Source organism: Pseudoalteromonas sp. NJ631 (assembly GCF_000276645.1).
Lineage (GTDB): Bacteria > Pseudomonadota > Gammaproteobacteria > Enterobacterales > Alteromonadaceae > Pseudoalteromonas > Pseudoalteromonas piscicida.
Window position 1 is genome coordinate 162263 of record NZ_AKXJ01000009.1, and the last position, 19935, is coordinate 182197.

Consider the following 19935-nt stretch of genomic DNA (forward strand, 5'->3'; position numbering starts at 1 on the left):
TTCTCGCTTTTATGTGCATCGCTGCGTAGTCTGTTACGACTGCGCAGCAACGAGCTCTGCTTCCGGTTGATTGATTGTGCTCGAGCAGCACAGCATGATAGCAACGAGTGAAATTGCGCCTAATATTATCCAGCTGATAGTCAGGCTGACGTAGCCCAAAAGTAAAGCGGTTAACGCAGAGCCGAGCAAGCCACCAAAGCGAGTGGTCAGTGACATGATAGACTCCACACTGGCTCGCACGTTATCGCTACTCAGTTGATGTTGTAGTTGCAGTTGTGCCGGTTGCGCTAGTCCCATACAAAGATAAAAGCACAGCAGAGCTACAATCAGTAATGGTAGTGACGTAACCCAAGCAAGTAACAACACAAAGACTAATTTGGCGAAATGAGCGAATGCCATGACATACCCTAAGCGTTGACCAAATAGAGAACAGATCGGAGCGCTGATCGCAGCAGCGGCGCCATTTAATACAAATCCAGCTGCCATCATTGCTGGGAATATCCACGCAATAGAGTCAACTGGTGCACTACTATAGTGCTCTGCTAGGGCAGGCCAAAACTTCTCTATGCTGCTGGCAACAGGGATTGCAAAAACAATCACCAACAACAGCCTTTGCATACCACTTTGCTTACAAGTCGCCAGCATGGCCTTAGCTTGGCTAATCATTCCTTTCTCAACTACGTCTTGCTGAGGTTTAGTTGACTCTTTCACCACGACAAAAGTACATGCAAATACCACACACAATACCGCTATCGAAATCAGGATTAAGGCTTGATACAAGTGGTTGAGCTGTTGTGTTGGGCTAGTCGCAAACGCCAAAAAGAGGGCGGCAAATAAAGCGGCACTGGCGCCGATAAGATAGCCAATACCATACACTTTACCGAACCCTTTATTCAGTGGTTCGTCTCCTTCAAGCTTTTGATAAGTTTCAACAAACCATGCGTTGAGCGTGCCAGTTAACGATGCCTGACTTAATCCCCAACATGCCATGGCTAAGCTGACGTGCCAAAAGTCTTCACTCAACAATAAAAGTAAGTTGCATACAGCGGCAAACACCAAAGAAGCTAAAAATACTTTGCGGCGACCAATGGCATCTGCCGCAATACCACTTGGTACTTCAAACACCACGATAGTGATAGCCATGACCACCATAGCTAAGGCCACATCTTGCAATGCTAGGCCTAAGTTCAGCATATAAGGCGTAAAAATAGGGAGCACCAGCATACTGGCAAACATAGTTAACCCAAGGTGGATGCCGTATCGTGTAGCAAATTGTGAACGAGTCATGCGCGTTGCTCCACTGTGGTTGCGGCGCTATTCGTTTGCTGCATTAACGCATTAATGTGTGACGCTATGATGGATAAGTCTTTAGCGTCAGTCATGATTTCATCGTGTGCACTTTCAAGCGCAATATAGTCTGCATTGGCAAGTAAATTTTCAAAACCATTTCTGTCACTTGCAAACGTCCGCTTATACAGTGAAGGTATGTCTTCCACTTGATGGATCAACCTCAGTGCCGGAAGTGGAATGGCCTCATCACTGACATGATCGGCGATAAAGAAGCTCACAGGGAAGGTAAACGCCGTCGCGGTTTGAAAGTATTGAGTAAAGTCTAAAAATGCTCGGGCGATAGGTTTAGCGTCATCGTCTTGCGAACGGATATACTCTTCTTCGGCGGCCTGACGCGCTGCTGAAGTAAGTCTTGGTAAGACGGGGTCAATCAAAAAGCAGTGGACAATTTCTCTACCCATTTCGGCCAAGTAACGCGCCACTTCCAGTGACAATGCCGCACCTTCACAAAAGCCGCCCAAGTAAAGTGGGCCAGTTGGCGATACCTCTGTAATACGCTGAGCATAATAGCGCACCATAGTATGCAAGCTGATATGTTTGCCTGTGAACAGTTTGATATTTTCTAATGCGTGAATGCGCAGGTCGGGCGCGAGTTTTTCACACAGAGGTGCAAAGCTATCAGCGGTTGCTGCTGCGGGCATGAGATGAAGCAGAAACTCACTCTGCGGTGCATTGAAAAAACGTGAAGGAGCGAAATGCTCATGGGCAAGCGCAGCGTCAATTGCTTGACTTTCACTCATGGTGGCAAAATCAAGTCGGGTCTGATTATCAATAAATCTTGCCAGTTGCTGCACTGATAGGTGTTCAAGGATAAGTTGTGGCGTTAGCTGCCAATTACGCTTGCTTGCAGCCCCACAAAAGCTTAATAAACTAATGGAGTCGGCACCTTGCTCAGTTACTGCCGTCGCACAACAAAGTGGATTCTGGCCTAAAACATCCTGCCAAATGGTCAGCACTTCCTTCTCTGTGTTGGTTTGTGGCACAACGAGTGGATGCTGCTTTAGCTCAGGTTCTGGCAGCTTAGTTTTGTCGAGCTTGCCGTTGGGCGTTAACGGTAACGCCGAAAGTACATTGAAGCTATGTGGCATCATATAACTAGGAAGCTGCTTGGTAAGCTGAGTTTTACAGTGGCTGAGTACCGCAGCTTGATCGGCCGCGGGTTTGATGACCAAATATGCATGCAGCAAGGTCTGAGCCTGCTGCTTTTTAGCAATAACCGCACAGCTATCTATATCCGCCAGCTGATTAAGGTGATGCTCAATCTCTGCCAACTCAATTCTAAAGCCTCGCACTTTGACTTGTTGATCGCCACGGTTGATATAACACAGTTGCTGTTGTGCATTCCAATACACTAAGTCGCCCGTGCGATAGTACTTTTGCATAGAGCCAAACAGATTTAGGGATACAAACTTTTCGCTGTTGAGTGTTGGGTTATTGAGGTAACGTGCAGCCACGCCATGCCCACAGACCACTAACTCGCCAGGGCAACCAAGTGGCAGTAATTCGTTATTGCGACCGACTACAGCTACCGCGCGCCCTGGGATTGGCTTGCCGATTGCTATCTCAGACTGCTGTTTAGACATCGTTTGCACTGTGGTAAATGTGGTGCACTCAGTTGGACCATAACCATTGATAAAGTGTTTTGGACAAGATGTGGACGCCAGCAATTTATTTACTATCGACTCTGTTAATGCTTCACCACCCACGAGTAAATGAGTCAGAGAAGCGAAAATATGCTCGTCTTGCAGCAACAAAGTGTCGAACAGTGAACGGGTTAGAAACATCGAAGTGATATTCAACGTCTGCAATGTTGCACGGAGCTGCGCTGCAGAATTAAGGCTGTCCTGATAGCCTAAGTGCACCTCGGCACCGTTGAGTAATGCGCTCCATATCTCAAATAGAGTGGCATCAAAAGCTGGGTTTGCGAGTTGAATAAAGCTATCTTGGGGCTGATGCTGGTAACTATGATTATCGAGTGCCAAAGAGCTAATAGCGGCATGAGAGAGCAATGTGCCTTTAGGATTTCCTGTCGTACCTGAGGTATAAATAATCGTCGCGACTTCGCTAGGTGCGATGCACATAGGCTCAAAACCCGCCGTGATATCAGTATCTGCCAGACTTGTATCACAGAAAACTTCAGCGATATTGGTGTGGTTGAATGTTGCCAATGTTTGGCTATGTTCATGCAAGGAGACTATTACGTCAGCATTACTATCACTCAGTTGATATTGATGACGCGCCACTGGGTCTTTGAGCGATAGCGTTGTGTATGCCGCGCCGATTTTTAGTGCCGCCAACATGGCAATCACAAATTCAATGTCGTTTCGCATGTAGAGTGCAACGACTTTGGGTTCAGGGCAGGCTGCCAAGATTGCATTGGCAAGTTGCTTGGCTTGGTTATCAAGCTCTTGGTAGCTCAAGGTTTGATGGCGATTACTGATAGCGGCTTTATCTGGATGGCGCGCTACTACTTCAGCAAACCGGTCGGTGATACTTGCCACGCTCGGATAAGCGTGTTGCATTCCACTTAATTGATATTGTTTTTGCTGCGCCGTGTTACTCAATAAAGGTAGGCTATAAAGAGGCTGTTGGGCGTTTTCAACTGTTAGATAAGCCTGTAAAACCGTTTGATATAACTCGAGGATCTGCTGCGCGTATGAGCTGGAAAAAAGTGCCGTGGCATAAGTTAACCCTAACTCTGTGGTCTTCCCTGCACTCAAGTGTAATGTTAAATCAAACTTCGCTTGGCATTGCTGGGTTAGATCAAGGTCAACGCTTTGCCATAAGGTATGATGTTGCTCAGGGGCAAACTGACTACTGCTAAACAACGTTTGAAATATCGGGTGCATGCTAGTGTCGAGCGGCACGTCTAAGCTATTCTTAATGGCCTCAAACGGCAAGGCTTGATGTTGCTTGGCTTGATTAACGACTTGATTAACTTGAGTGAACCAGCACTCAAGTAACATCGTCATATCGATATCCGCTTTAATCGGCAATGAGTTAACAAAATATCCAAGTATGTTTTGCTGCAGTGCCGTTGGACGGTTCTCGCTTGGAATACCAACAACAAATTGACGTTGATGACTGAGTAGCGCAAGGGTGTGATACCAAGCCGCAAGCCCAAGTGTATTAATACTAATGCGGTGCGTTTTCGCTGTTTGTTGTAACTTTAGCGTCGTACTTTCATCTAGCACAATGCTCTGTATCGCGCCGCGATGATCAAAGGTGGCTGGGCGCGACTGAGTTTGCGCAAGTTTTAATGGTTCGTAATCAGCCAACTGAGTTTGCCAGTAACGTTGACTTGTTGCTTGTCGTTCTCGCTGGCCGGGTGTTGCTATGTAATAAGCATAATCACTAAATTGTAGACTCAGAGGTCGATTCTCTCCCTCATAGAGTGACGTCAATTCCTGTAAAAACAATCCCAAAGACCATCCGTCAAAGGCAATATGATGCCAGACAAAAAACACATGTTGCTGCTCCTTTGAGGTGATGACATAGGCACGAAATGGTCGAGAATGCTGTAAGCTAAACGGCTCGTTAAAGAAATGCTCGCACTGCTCAAACAAGTTTAGATTACCAAGCTCATGATGCGTCACGACAAACGCCTCATTGGCAGGCTGTTGTATCGTCTTTCCTTGGTGATCATAGGCCACAACCATATCTAGCGCACTGTGGCGGATCACCAGCTGTTCTATTGCTGCTGTGAGTTTTTCAATATCGCAGTGCTTGGCGATTTTGAGTAGGCATGGAATATGATAAGTACTTGCCGCGTTGCTCACTTCTTGCGTAAACAATAGTTGTTGCTGCCCAAGCGTAAGCGGAGCGCATCGGGTTTCCAATGGCAAGATAGACAGTTCATCAAAACGAGCTTTGCTATCTATGCCTTGCCTTGTGAGGTAGCGTAACAATTGTGGCTTATTCTGTTTTAACTGCTCAACAATTGCTTGGCCTTGTAAATTCACGTTGCTAGCAATTTTTAATTTATCCTCTTGCTGCCAAACGCTTATCCCACTTTGTTTTAGTTCATAAATAAATGATTCGATCATGCGTTATAACTCCATTTCAAATTCGCAGTCTTCGCTACTGGCGAGCGCGTTTAGCTGTTGTTCTACTTGCGTGGCAAATGCATCAAGTTGTGGGTAAGTCAGTAAGGTCGCAACGGCAATTTCGTTGCCGAGCGCTTGACTACACAGAGCGGTAACTTGTGCTGCCTGTATGGATGAGCCACCCAAAGCAAAAAAGTCGTGTTGTAGGCCAATCTCAGAGATTTCAAGTACTTGTTGCCAAGCATTGGCGAGTTGTTGTTGTAGTTCCGTCTCTGGCGCGATATAGGTAATACTATCTTGCAGCGTTGGAATGATGAGCTGTGTGGTATCAAGTTTGCCATTTACTGTCATTGGAAGTGTGTCAATCTGTGATATCGCAGCGAGCTGCATATAGCTTGGGAGCTGTTGATTCAACCATTGGCGAAGGTCGTTTACATCACACTCAGTGTTGGTGTTAAGTACGACATAACCCAACAGCACTTTGCCTGTTTCACTTAAATGTAAGTGTGCAACGGCATGGTCAACATCTGGGTGCGCTTTGAGTTTATACTCGATTTCGCCTGGCTCGACGCGGTGACCGTGTAAATCCCACTGTTTGTCAGCTCTGGCAACAAACTCGAATTCACCTTGCTGATTTTTACGCACTAAGTCTCCGCTGCGGTAGAGCTTTTCGTCAGAAAAGTGGTTGTTGTCACAGCGAAGGTGATAGTCAATATAGTGTTTTGCCGTTTGCTTTGGTGACTGCCAATAGCCCAAACCGACGCAATCACCGGCGATGTATAGCTCACCCAACGCACCGTCCGGTAAAATCCGCATAAAAGGGTCCAACACGTAGCATCGAGTGTTACGAATAGGCTTACCAATAGTGATAGGTGTATTGGGGTGTACTTCACTAAGTGTTGCGGTGACACTTGTTTCACTTAATCCATATTCATTGAAATGATGCTCTGCCAACTTGTGGCTGACTGGGTCTAAACGAGAACCACCAGCATACAATACGGTTAGGTTAATATCCGCAATCCACTTTGGAAACTGATTGATAAATACCGTAGGAATAAACGCAACGTTGACCTGCTTAGCTTTGAGATAGCGGCACAGCTGTTGTGGATCTTTGCGTATTGGCTCTGGAATGATTTCCAGTTTGGCGCCGGCAGCTAGGGCTGGGAATATCTCGCAAATACAGGCATCAAAAACATATTCAGCATATTGACTAGTGACTACCTGAGTATTTCCCTCTAATTTATGGGTGTTGCGCTTCTCGGTGCAGAGGTTAGCAAGACCCTGATAAGACAGCATCGCCCCTTTTGGTTCTCCCGTCGTCCCCGAAGTAAAAATGAGGTAAGCCAGTTTGTCTGTCGCATGATTGTTGGCTGAGAATGGCCGTAGTTGAGTAGTTTGCTGTAGTGTCTGTACATCAAGGGTCAGTGTTGGTAATGCATTCCAGCTGAGTGGTGTGCGACTAAGGAGCAGTTTTGCCTGCGCTTTTGCCATAATTTCTTGGCGACGAGCAACGGGATGATTGGCTGAGAGTGAGACAAAGGGCATGCCCGCTTTTAGCGCCGCTAGCATTGCTATGGGGGCTTCTATACCTTTATCAAAATAAAGTGCAACTGGCGAGCCTTCGTCATTGGTTGCAACCAACTGTGCTGCTAAGTGATCAGAAAACAAGTCTAGCTCGCGGTAACTCACGGTTTGCTCGGCGAAGCTTAATGCAGTGCGTTCTGGATACGCTGCTACTGTCTTCGTAAATTGCACTAAAAAAGCGTCATTTGGTTGTGATAATCGAGTTTCTGAGATGACTTGCTGTAGATACTCAGTACTAACTAAAGGACATTGCAGTAAAGGTTTCTCGTTGTACTGACAGAGATTTTCAAGATAACGGCAGAAAAAGTGCACAAATTGTTGGCTGCGGGAAGAGTGATAACGACTGCGAGCAACAATAAGCTGACCAATCAGTTGGTCTGGCATATCTTTAATCACCAAATTCCAGTCAAACTTGGCTGGGTGATATTGGTTTTGCTGGGCGGTGTCGCTGGCGACTTCAAAATGTTGATATTGCGCTGTTGGTAGTGAGAACTGATCAAAGGTAAAAAACACTTGGAATAGTGGCGATACACCTACCTCTCGGATCAACCCAAGTTGCGCGGCAATTGACTCTAATGGCAATTGTTGGTGAGATTTTGCCGCAAGTAACAGCGTTTGGCTTTGTCTTAGGTAGTCAGAAAAACTCTTATTTAAGTCGACACGCAGCGGCATCGGTAAGGTATTAACAAAGTAACCGAGTGTATCTTTAAATGCCGAGTCGCGGTTATCAGTGGGGGAGCCAACGACAATACTTTCACGACTATCCCAAGCACATAATGCGAGCTGAAAAGCACACAGTAGTAAGTTGTACATAGATACCTGATGTGATTTTGCCAGCCCCCTTAACTCAGCAGTTAGTGTTGCTGAGAGGGTAAAGGGGAATGTTTCACCTTGATGATCAAACAAAGCCTGTCTTGGCTCATCGGTTGGCCATGGGGTGACATCAATATCAATCAAGTGTTGCTGCCAAAATGCTGCGGCTTCGTCGTATTGTTGTGTTGATTGCCAATATGCATAGTCGCGAAATTGCAGTGAGGTTGGGGTAAGCGTGTGTCCCGATAGCAGCGTGTTCAGCTCATTCAACAATACTTGTGTAGACCAGCCGTCGAAGGCAATGTGATGAAATACCAGTAACACGCCAAATTCATCATCTTGGTGATACAGTCCGAGCCGCAGCGGCGCATCATTTTCAAGGTCAAATGTTTGAGCGATAAATTCACTATGCGGCGTGTCTATTAGAGCTTCGCATGTTGGCACGCCTTGCTCATCTTTATATGCCCAGCGACCTTGTTGCTGTTGAGTATAGCGGGTGCGCAAAATAGCATGACGCTCAACCAGTTGATAGATTGCGTGTTGTAAGGCTTGCTGTTGTAGCCCACTTTGGCATTTTAGCTGTAAGGGGATATGAAAAGCGCCTGATTGTGTTGCTAATTGCTCGCTGGTGAGCATCGCTTGCTGCTGCGCTGGCACGATGATTTCGTCAAGTGATTGTGATGTTGATGCGACCGGTAAAGGCTCGCAGGCGTTGCTAGCTTGCTGTGATACCAGTTGCGCTATCGTTTTGCTTTGCAAAAATTGACTCAAACTGATGTTAACGTTACAGCTAGAGTGCATTTTAGCCACCAATGTCATTGCACTTAGAGAATGGCCGCCCAGGGCAAAAAAGTCATCATCAATGCCTACGAGCTCAACCTCAAGCTGCGTCTGCCATAGAGCACAAAGCTGCTGCTCTAATGGCGTGCGTGGTGCTCGGTATGGTGTCTGTGATACTAGTGCGAGGCTTGGTAAGCTGCGGCTGTCCACTTTACCAGAGGCGAGCACAGGCAATTGTTCGAGCCAGCACGTGGCACTTGGCAGCATATAATCTGGTAATTGTGGTTGTAGCCACTTCACAATCTCGGTGTGAGAGAGGGTTTGCTCACCAGTGAAATAAGCAATGAGATGGTTGTTTTGCTGCACTTTGACGCAAGCTTGGTTGATTTGCGGGTGCAGGTTAAGTAAGTGTTCTATTTCTTGTAGCTCGATGCGATAGCCACGAATTTTTACCTGCTCATCGGCACGTCCTAAAAATTGGATCTCGCCGTTTGCCAGATACCGCGCCTGATCGCCCGTGCGATACATACGTGTTCCGTGCCAGTTAATAAAGCGCGATGCCGTCTGCTCTGCAAGGTTAACATAGCCTCGTGCGACACTCGCGCCACCAATCAGGATCTCTCCTTGACAAAAGAGTGGCAGCGCCTTGAGGTTGGCATCAACGATCTGAATATCAACATGAGGCAGTGGTGCGCCAATATTATTGAAATAGCGTGATTGTAGCGGCTGGTGGTTTGCTGTTGCGGTTACCGTGGTTTCGGTCGGACCATATTCAATATGAAGAAGAGGCGTCCATGCCTCCATGAGATTACGGTCACAAGGCTCGCCACCCGTGATCACTCGCCGTAGGGTATGGTGGTCGGGCGGCGTACCGATGGCACTTAAAAATGCCGGAACTGAGACTAAGTGACTGACCTGTTGGTTAACGAGCGCGTCACGTATCACGGCTGGCGACTTTGCACTTGCCTCATTTATGATCACCCAGCACGCACCGTTGAGCAGCGTTAAAAAGAGTGGCTCTACGGACGCGTCGAAAAAGTATGGAGCCAGACTCAGTGTTTTTTCACTTGAGTTAAAATTGTAAGCCGCAGTTGCGCTTTGAACCAAAGCCTGAACTTGCCGCTGTTCTACCATAACGCCTTTTGGTTTGCCGGTACTTCCAGAAGTATAAATAATATATGCAAGTGATGAATGGCACGGTGAGTGTGCTTGATCTGAATTGAAAACAGGAGCTGGTTGTTGTGCTAACTCGTCAATGTTTTGCACCTCTGTGATTGCGCTAAAACACATAGCCGTATTCAAGGTTGCTTGATGGCAAAGTAGCAGGTTAGCACCACTGTCTTGCAACATAAACTCACTACGTGCTTGGCCTTGCTCTGGATTGAGCGGTAAATATCCAGCACCGGCTCCAAGCGTTGCTAATATGGCGACTATCATCTCTGGACTGCGCTCAAACATCAGCGCGACGACAGGGCTTTGCTCGTGGGTTAACTGTGCTTGGAGTTGCACAATCAGGTGCTGAACACGCGCAGCGAGTGTTTGGTAAGTAATAACCTCATCGTTGCTTTGTAATGCTGGTGCATCTGGAGCTGCTGAGGCGCAGGCTAAAAATTGTTGATATAGCGATAGGGATGGAGTTTGCTTAAGGGTGGTCGTTGGTGGTGTTGTACCAGTGTGAGAAGTTGATAATTGCTCAAGGGCGACGTCGCTGTGCTCTACCTGCTGTACCAATAATTGCTGATAGGTGTGGGCAAATTGCTGTGCAAATGCATCATCAAACTTATTGGGATCAAGACTTATCTGTCCTTGCAAATTTGTATTGCTATCATCAAATGCCAGACGGAAATCACATTTAATCGGGTTATATAAAGACTCGTTGGTAAAAGCATCAACTGCTGAAAATGGTAACGCAAACTCGTCCATCAGCTCGCTGGCAAATCTCTGTACACTAAACATCAGGCTTGGCTGAGGTGAGTGTTTGCCCTCACTCAAACAGGCAACTTGTTGATCATAAGGATAACTTTGGTATTGTTTTGCGGCGCGCACGGTCTCATGAACTTGCTGCACGAGGCTGGCAAAATTTTGGCGATAATCTAGCTTCACTCTAAGCACTATGGTGTTGACAAAAAAGCCAATCATTTCTTGCGTTTGCGGGTGATCTCGATTATCCGATGGCGCACCAATCACGATGTCTGTTTCACCGCTAAGCAGTGCCAAAATATAACAGTAATGGGCAAGCAACACGCTGTACACTGTGGTATTTAATGATTTTGCTAGGGCACGTAATGCCTGACTTTGCTGTGGTGAAAGTGCAAAATAGTGCGTGAGCGATTCGGTTTCATGTGTTTGTGTAGCGAACAGCGGTGCAATTTGTGTGGCATGAGCGCCTGCAAGTTGCGTTTGCCAATAACTGTGTGCAGCGCTTTGTTCTTGCCTTTGTTGCCACTTGGCAAAGTCAAAATAGCTTAATGGCTTAATGCTTTCTCCTCGTAGCAAGCTAACTAGATCGCGCAACATGACTCGCATTGACCAAGCATCAAAGACGATATGATGCCAAAGGAAAAGCATAAAACGCCTTTGCTCAAGCTCAATAATACAGACTCTAAAGGGAGCTTGAGTATGGAGATCAAACGGCGTGTGAATGTGCTCTCTTACCAGTGTTTGTACATGAGCCAAAGTGGTTGCTCGGTGATACTCGACCGCAAGAGGTTGTAAGGTTGCTCGGCAGTTAAAATGCTCAGAATCGGTTTCAATCACACTCGTTAGGATAGGGTGATGGACAAGCAGCTGTGCTAGTGCCGAGATTATGTCTTGTTGCTGCGCTGGATCATTCAGCTCAACCAGCATTGGAATATGATAAGCACAGGACTTTGTTGCACGTTTGTCTACATACAGCAACCTTGCCTGGGCATTGGAAAGCGGCACTGGTTTTAATAATGGCCAACTTAAAAAGGCTGCTTCGGAGCAGATCTGGTGGGCGCTTAGTAGCGCCAATAATTCAGCTTTATGCGCTTTGAGTGCCGTGAGCAAAGTTGGCGCTACGTTACCCTCATATCCCAGTGCCAAGGTATTTTGCTCAGACACCCACACGCGCAACTGCTGCGCGTGAAGGTTGTTTAGTAAAGATGTTAACTCCATGACTATAGCTCCATCACCTGTGAAGAGGTGGTGGCAGGTGCGTCTTGAGATTGGGTGATATCACTCAACTCTATGGTGTCTAGGTATTGTGCTAGAGCCGCAACCGATGGGTTGGCAATGATCGCTGATAACGGGATCGCAATCTGATGCCATTTATGGGCATTGCGCACGAGCTGCACCGCTAAGATGGAGTTACCACCTAGACGATAGAAATTATCATGGATACCGACTTGTTCCAGTTCTAATGTGGTTTGCCAAATTTGGCAAAGCGTCTGCTCAAGCACTGTGCGCGGCGCGGCGTATTGGTTTGATGATGACATCTGCGGTAGCGGTAGTGCTTTGCTATCTAGTTTACCGTTTACGGTGAGTGGCATCGCCGTGAGTTGGGTGATGCTATCCGGTACCATATATGCTGGCAGCTGCGTTCGTAGATGGTTAAGTAACCGCTCGGCGTCAAAATAAGCATGACTTTCCATCACAGCATAGCCACTTAGCGCCGTTTGATTTTGGCGTGTATAGGTGATCACTGCTGCTTCTTTAACACCGCTACAGCTTAGCAATTGGGATTCGACTTCACCAAGCTCGATACGATGACCCCTGATCTTCACTTGGTTATCCAAACGACCTAGGTATTCTAAATGACCGCTTGGCAATAATCTGGCGTTATCACCGGTTTTGTAAACGCGGGTGAGTTTGCCATTGAGCGTTAGCTCGAAAAAGCGAGTGGCGCTCAGCTCTGGTTGGTTCAAATACCCAATCGCCAAACCTGCACCAGAGATAAACAGCTCTCCAGGACAACCCACAGGTACGGGACGTAGCTGACTATCCAGCACCCAAGCCTGCATATCATTGAGCGGCACGCCAATGTCAGCAATCTGGGTATTCATGTTAGGGTGTAAAGGTTGATAGGTGACATGTACTGTGGTTTCAGTAATACCGTACATATTGACCAATTGAATACGCTGACCAAAGCGTTGCCACCAAGGGCTCAGTTTATCGTAGTTGAGCTGCTCACCACCAAAGATCACAGTGCTAAGGCTATCGAGCGACGCCGCCGCAGAAATGGCAACGTCACTAAAATTATAGAATGCACTGGGAGTTTGGTTAAGCACGGTGACAGCAAATTGCTCACACTGCTTTACAAAACCAAAACTGTCTCTTGCTTCTTCGTAGCTTGGAATAAACAACCGACCGCCATGACACAGTGCTCCCCATATTTCCCAAACACTAAAGTCAAAAATCGTATCGTGATAAAGCACCCAAGTATCTTCGCTATTAAAGTGGTAAAGCGGTTGACTGGCAGATAGCAAGCGCGCAACATTTTTATGGCTTTGAATAACGCCTTTAGGTTGTCCTGTCGTACCTGAGGTGTAAATGATGTAGGCTGCAGAATCAGGCGACGGTTGGCAAAGTGCAATATCGCAAGGCGCGAATGTATTATCCAAGTTTAACAGTGGCCAATTTGATTGCTCATTTTCGCTCAAGCTTTGCTGACTTATGGTGTTGGTTAATACTAACTTGAGCTGAGCATCGTCAATAATAAAAGCATTGCGGGCAGCTGGCGCTCTTGGCGATAGCGGCACATAAGCGGCGCCAGCTTTCATGATGGCAAGCATAGCAACCACTGTGTCAATGCCGGGCTGCAGGTATAGGCCGATATACTCAAGCGTGCCATACTGCTTAAGAATATGTGCAGCAAGGCTGTCTGAACGAGTACTCAGCACCTGATAGCTTAACTCCGTTTGACTGGTGATAAGTGCAGTTTGCTGGCTGCGAGACTGCGCGTGATGCGTAAATAGTGACAGTAAATCTTGGCTTTGGTGCTGCGCTATTTGAACATCGCGTTCAACATGGCTTTGTAAACTCAACTGTTCAAGTGGTAATTGCCCATCAACGCTGATAAGTTGCGCGAGAATATGACTAAAGTTGTCACTTAAGGCATCGATAAACCAAGGATCGTAGCGGTTTAAGTCAAACTCCCATAACATAGTGACCGAATCATCCTGATCTTGCCCCATACGGGTAAGCACCACGATATTAATCTCAAACTTCGCCGCTTGACTGCTGATCGCCTCGAAATACTCAATATCATCTAACCCCGGAAGCGTAAGCTCTGGCAGTGGTGAATCATGGAAGCTAAAACAGATCTGGAATAACGGGTTAACGCCTTTGATGCGCTCAGGGTTTACATCCGCGACGACTTCAGTAAATGGTAGGGTTTGATTGGCCAGCATATCGTTACTGACTTCAAAACAATGCTGTACCAGTTGTTCAACAGACATTTCTGGTGTTTGCTGAACTCGCGCCACTACGGTGCTGACGAGCATCCCAATGGTATCATCCACATTGGTGTAGCCTCGGTTTGCAACGCCAGAACCAATACAAATATCCTCATCGCCACTAAAGCGCGAAAGGACAATATTTAATGCCGCAAGGGCAACGGCGAATGGCGTGATCTGATGCGCTTGGCTGTAGGCTTTTAAATTGTTCCATAGCGAACGAGGCAGTTTAACCCGGTGTGCGCGACCACGTTCGGTTACGGTTTCGCCGAGACGAGAAACAGGCAAGTTAATACGGCTCGGTGCGTCTTGAAGTTGTGCTTTCCAAAATTGACGTTGCAGCTCGGCTTGCTCTGTTCCCAGCCATTGATGCTGATAGGCTGCGTAATCGGCGTATTGTGTGATTTCTGGCAAAGTACCTTGGCTTGCGCCATTCAAGCGCTGTTTATAACAACTAAATAGGTGATCAAGGAAGATGTTAGAAGACCAACCATCATGTACTAAGTGATGTTCAATATGAATAAGTACATGTTTAGATTCGCTAATTTTTACAATTGCCCAGCGTGCCAGCGGTAATTGGTCAATCGCAAAAATATCATTCATGTGACCATTAACGAGTTTGTCGACCTCAGCTAACGCTTGTGCTTCTTGATACTCACTAAAGTCAAAGTAAGGCACGTCTTGCTGGTAGTGCTTTGCAATATACTGCAGCGGCTCATGTAAGTCGTAGCTAGTACGGAAAATCGCATGGTTATCAACGATATCCTGTAATGCACCTTGTAGTGCAGGTACATTTAAATCGCCACTGAAGGTGATTGTACACTTTGCATGATAGGCTTTATCGCTTGGATCGGCTTTGGCTAAAAACCAAATCGCGCGTTGTTGCAGTGATAGCGGAGCGACTTCCTCAAAATCAGCACCGCGCTTTGGAATCGCAATGGTTTCAAAGTGTTGAGTTTGCATTGCTTGCCATACTAGTCCAGCACTACGATAGCGATAGATTAGATGTGTTGGCACGCTTAAGCCGAGCTGCTGAAATAACTGGTTGCTAAGGTTGATTGCGGAGATGGAGTCTCCACCTTGTTGGAAAAAATCTTGTTGCCAGCCAAGGCCAGGCAAACAGAAACCTTGAAACTGCGCTAAAAAAGCTTGCTGTTCTTGGCTAAGCTGATCTTGCGGTTGGTCTTGTTGGCTACTTAATTCGTAATTAGCGAGTGCGCGGCTATCTACCTTCCCGTTTTCGGTCATGGGTAATGCGTCTAAACATTGATAGTGATCAGGCAGCATATAGTCTGGCAGTAGCTTTTCTGCTAACTGGCTGATGTGTTGTCCAAGGTCTGCTGTAGGTTCACTATGAGGAACGATAAATGCTACCAAGAACTTAGCATTACCTCGTTGTACTACTTGGCAGCTTGCAAGTTTTACCGCCTCATGTTGGGCAACTACTTTTTCTATTTCACCTAACTCAATACGAAATCCGCGTAGCTTAATTTGGTTGTCATTACGACCAACAAAATGATAATTATCACCGTCAAAACTTACTAAGTCGCCAGTTTTATAAAGTCTAGCGAAGTGCACAGGATCGACTTCTGCTTGATAATAGGGGTTTGCGATAAATCGAGATTTTGTGAGCTCAGGACGGTTTAAGTATCCTTTTGCTAAACCTGCACCACTAATATAGAGCTCACCGATAGCGCCATTGGCTACTTGTTGCAATTGCTCATCTAGCACATAAAGTCTGGTATTCACAAAAGGTTGACCAATATTAAATTCGGAGTCGGCATTGGTATATTCATTGGCGCAGGTGCACACGGTATATTCGGTAGGACCATAACCGTTAAACACTCGCGTGACTTCTGAAAGTCGAGAAAGCATTTCTAGATTTGGGGTTTCTCCTGCGACGATTAATTTGCGCATAGAGCGCAAATCTTGGGGGTCCATCAAAGCCAGCAATGCAGGAGGAATAGCGCCAAATTGAATGGCATTTTTTGAGATCAATTGGCTTAGCGCTTTGGCATCGCGTCGCTCGGTTTCTGTCGTTACAAATACAGTTTGGCCCAACATGATATGCACGAGCAGCTCAAATACACTGGCATCGAAAATATAAGAGGCAAACATCATAACGCGGTCAAGTTGGTCTAGTTCAAAGCGGCCAATTTGTGACTCGGCTAAATAAAGTAAGTTTTGGTAAGGTACTTCTACGCCTTTTGGCGTGCCAGTGGTGCCCGAGGTGTAGATCACATAGGCAATATCACTCATTTTATAATCAGGAGTAACAAAGGCTTGCGTTGCAGGAGATTCGATCAACACTTGAGGTGTATGGCCAAATTGTGGCAGCGCTTGATAATGCCCATGGGTGACGATAAGCGCCGGTTGGCTATCTTCAAGAATAAACTCGCAGCGAGCTTTGGGTGCCTCAGTGGAAATAGGGATATAACCCAGTCCTGATTTGATTGCCGCTAAGATCCCCACGACCATATCAATGCCACGCTCGAGATATAGTGCCACATAAGGCGATTGAGACTGGCTCAGGTTCGCTTGTTGCTGAATATTCGCGGCGACTCGTGTTACCTGCTCTTCAAGTGTTTGATAGGTGACTTGCGTGCCGTTAAATACCAGTGCGACTTTATTGGCGTATTGACTGAATGCTTGTGTTAATAAGATCTGCGGCTGAGTGTTGTAATCAATTGGAGACTGGGCGGTCATTGAAGTAATCCTTTAAATATAAAAATGCTCTTTGTGTACAATATGTAAAGAATGTGTTTGAAATGTGTATTTTGTGATTTTGAGTTGGATTACCGTCTTCTCAGCTTTTGCATATGACAAAAAGTCGCTACCATGGGGCATCAAACCAACCAAGGAATCATCATGAAAATCAAACCTCTGGGCACGCCCTTTTCGGCAACTGCTTGCAAAGTATTACTCTGCGGTGGCGGTGAGTTAGGAAAGGAAGTCGTTATCGAATTTAAGCGCTTAGGTGCTGAAGTGGTTGTCTTAGATCGCTACGACAATGCGCCAGCGATGCAAGTGGCAGATCGCAGCTATACCTTGTCTATGTTGGATGGTGAAAAACTCAAAGCGATTATTGAACAAGAACAACCTGATTATATCGTGCCTGAAATCGAAGCCATTGCGACGGATAAGTTGGTGGAATTAGAGGCTGAAGGTTACACGGTGGTGCCAACCGCTAAAGCGACTCAACTGACCATGAACCGTGAAGGGATCCGCCGTCTTGCCGCTGAAACGCTTGGACTTGCCACTTCACCCTATCAATTTGTTGACACCTTGGCAGACTTTAATGCTGCTGTCGCGCGTATCGGTATGCCATGTGTGGTTAAGCCTATCATGAGCTCGTCAGGTAAAGGGCAAAGTGTGATTAAAAGTGCCGCGGATATCGAAGCGGCTTGGCACTATGCTCAAGAAGGTGGGCGTGCAGGTCAGGGCAGAGTGATTGTGGAAGGTTTTGTTGATTTTGACTACGAAATTACGCTGCTAACCGTACGCCATATCGATGGTACGAGTTTTTGTGAGCCAATTGGACATGTGCAACAAGACGGTGATTATCAGCAAAGCTGGCAGCCGCAGCAGATGTCAGCACTCGCGCTAGAGCGCAGCAAAGCGATGGCTGAAAAAGTCACGGCAGCGCTGGGCGGTCGGGGTCTGTTTGGCGTTGAACTCTTTATTAAGGGTGATGAAGTTTACTTCAGCGAAGTCTCACCAAGGCCACATGATACCGGCATGGTTACGCTTATCTCGCAAGATTTAAGTGAGTTTGCGCTGCATGCTCGGGCAATTTTAGGTTTGCCTATCCCCACTATTCATTTCAATGGACCATCGGCATCTAGCGTGATCCTTGTCGAAGGGGAATCAACACAATTACAGTTCAACAATCTTGCACAGGCGCTTGCAGAGCCACTAACGGATATTCGTTTGTTTGGTAAACCAGAGGTGAGTGGCAAGCGCAGAATGGGTGTGGCGTTAGCGCGCTCAGACTCGGCTGAAAGTGCTGTCGAGAAAGCCAAGCAAGTGGTTGCACAAGTAGGAATTACGTTATGAACGCAAACACCCGCGTACTTGACCCATTAGTATTGGGGTTTTGGCGGCTATTAGATTGGCAAATTACGCCGCAAGAAAATTTACGTTTTTTAAAGCAAGCGATTGAGCTTGGAATACGCGATACTGATCATGCTGATATTTACGGTGAGTATCAGTGTGAGGCGGAGTTTGGCAAAGCCTTAGCGCTTGAGCCCAGTATTCGAGAGCACATTCAGATCATCACTAAATGTGGCATTAAGCCCGCATTTCCGAGCTTGGGATTAGCGGGAAAGGCGAACCACTATGATTCGAGTAAAGCGCATATCATTGCCCAAGCGCAGCAGTCACTAAAGCATTTCGGCACGGATAGGCTAGATGTGCTGTTGATCCATCGCCCGGATTATCTGATGGATGCTGATGAAGTTGCCGATGCGTTTAATACCCTCAAACAAAACGGCGATGTGTTGCATTTTGGGGTCTCGAACTTTACACCCAGCCAGCTTGCCTTATTACAATCGAGACTCGATTTCGCTTTAGTGACCAACCAAATTGAGTTTTCACCTTATGAGATGAAAGCGCTTGACGATGGCACGCTTGATCAGTGCCAACAACTAGGCATGAATCCTATGCTGTGGTCGCCACTGGCAGGGGGGAGAATATTCTCCAGCGAAGATGAAAAAGCCAAACGCCTGCGTGCGGTGCTACAGCAAGTGGGTGAAGAGATTGGTAGCACTGAAATTGATCAAGTGATCTACGCATGGCTTGCCATGCATCCATCGAAACCTGCCACTGTGCTTGGAACGGGAAATATTACTCGAGTTGCCAGCGCGTTTGCTGCACAGTCACTTAGCATGGGTCGCGAGCAGTGGTATCGCATTTGGACAGCATCTACTGGGCATAGCGTACCATAAAATGTTATATGCGTGGATTGAAGCCAATTTACGCGACAGCCTTATAAATTCAGCCACAAAAAAAGGGCCTTTCGGCCCTAGGTGTTGCAGCAAGTAAAAAATAAGGTGGTGCGGCTGTCACAGGACCGCTCACCTTTGGTCATCACAGATTAAAATCTAATCCATAACTTACATATGCTTTAATATCGTCGCTACTGTCTAGGTCGGTTTTTACTAATCCGAAGGTAAAACCTTGCGTAGATAAACTCACCCCGTAATCCATATAAGCGTCGTCTTCTCCTGTCCACTCAAGCACTGTGTCTCCGCTGGAGCGACCAATATGTAGAGTTAATTCACTGTCTTTAAAAATGGGGAAGCTGGCCGACACTTCGGCATATAGCATGTCTTCTTCTGTGCTTGAGTCGCTTTGCGCGGTGGCTAGGTGGCTGAGTTTAAACGTAAAGTATTGCCAGCCAAGCGCGGCGTAAATCTCGCCAAAATCAATATCTCCACTGGCATCGGGATAGGCGTAGTGGATATAACCAAAATCAAAACTCATGCCCTTGATTTCGCCAGCGTAACCCGCGTACAGATCCATTTCGTAACTGGCAGAGTCGCCAAAGTCGATGTTAGAGACCCAAGTGCCTGCATAAAACCCAGACTCATTGCTATAATCCAAGCCGCCAGACACCGCTGCACCGTCATCAGTCTGGGTGATACCACGCCAGTAATAATTTGAGCTTGCCGCAATATTTGCTGTTACTTCCGCCTGAGCAGAGACACAAAAGCACGCAGTCAGGCCGCCGAGTAGCATAAGTAAAGGTTTGTTTCTCATTCTGTTTTCCCCATTGAACGCAGAGTTATTATTCGGTTGTTGTCATTGCATTTTCTGCAAAGAGTGAGTGCAAGGGGGAGGCCAATGTCAGGAAATGGCGGAGAATTTATTCTATGTTATTAAAAATATTGGAATTTAATTTCTGAGTTTCGAAAGTAGGACAGAGTGATTTGCATAAATGTTGC

At 46.6% G+C, this 19935-nt stretch carries 7 protein-coding genes; 2 read left to right on the forward strand and 5 right to left on the reverse strand.

Going from position 1 to position 19935, the window contains the following annotated elements:
- Window positions 1–33 precede the first annotated feature (33 nt).
- The 4 genes from A587_RS0115740 to A587_RS0115755 are packed head-to-tail and all read right to left on the reverse strand — an operon-like array spanning window position 34 to window position 16696.
- On the reverse strand, window positions 34–1287 hold the full coding sequence (locus A587_RS0115740; RefSeq protein WP_017218376.1) for an MFS transporter: 1254 nt from the start codon (window positions 1285–1287) through the stop codon (window positions 34–36).
- Window positions 1284–5396, reverse strand: a complete 4113-nt coding sequence (locus A587_RS0115745; RefSeq protein ID WP_017218377.1) for a non-ribosomal peptide synthetase — start codon at window positions 5394–5396, stop codon at window positions 1284–1286. Before A587_RS0115745 ends, A587_RS0115740 begins: the two co-directional genes overlap by 4 nt.
- 3 nt (window positions 5397–5399) lie before the next feature.
- The gene (locus A587_RS0115750; RefSeq protein WP_017218378.1) at window positions 5400–11711 is read right to left on the reverse strand and encodes a non-ribosomal peptide synthetase; all 6312 of its coding nucleotides are present in this window, start codon (window positions 11709–11711) and stop codon (window positions 5400–5402) included.
- 2 nt (window positions 11712–11713) lie between these two features.
- Window positions 11714–16696 carry a non-ribosomal peptide synthetase gene (locus tag A587_RS0115755; RefSeq protein ID WP_017218379.1) on the reverse strand — a complete coding sequence of 1661 codons (4983 nt, stop codon included), beginning with the start codon at window positions 16694–16696 and terminating at the stop codon, window positions 11714–11716.
- A gap of 162 nt (window positions 16697–16858) precedes the next feature.
- Between A587_RS0115755 and purT the strand changes: the two genes are divergently transcribed.
- A complete protein-coding gene (purT, locus tag A587_RS0115760; RefSeq protein WP_017218380.1) occupies window positions 16859–18046 on the forward strand; it encodes a formate-dependent phosphoribosylglycinamide formyltransferase in 1188 nt (395 codons plus the stop codon).
- Window positions 18043–18936, forward strand: a complete 894-nt coding sequence (locus A587_RS0115765) for an aldo/keto reductase (protein WP_017218381.1) — start codon at window positions 18043–18045, stop codon at window positions 18934–18936. Before purT ends, A587_RS0115765 begins: the two co-directional genes overlap by 4 nt.
- Before the next feature lie 142 nt (window positions 18937–19078).
- Here the strand turns inward: A587_RS0115765 and A587_RS0115770 are convergent, their stop codons facing one another.
- A complete protein-coding gene (locus tag A587_RS0115770; protein ID WP_017218382.1) occupies window positions 19079–19750 on the reverse strand; it encodes a TorF family putative porin in 672 nt (223 codons plus the stop codon).
- Between the last annotated feature and the right edge of the window lie 185 nt (window positions 19751–19935).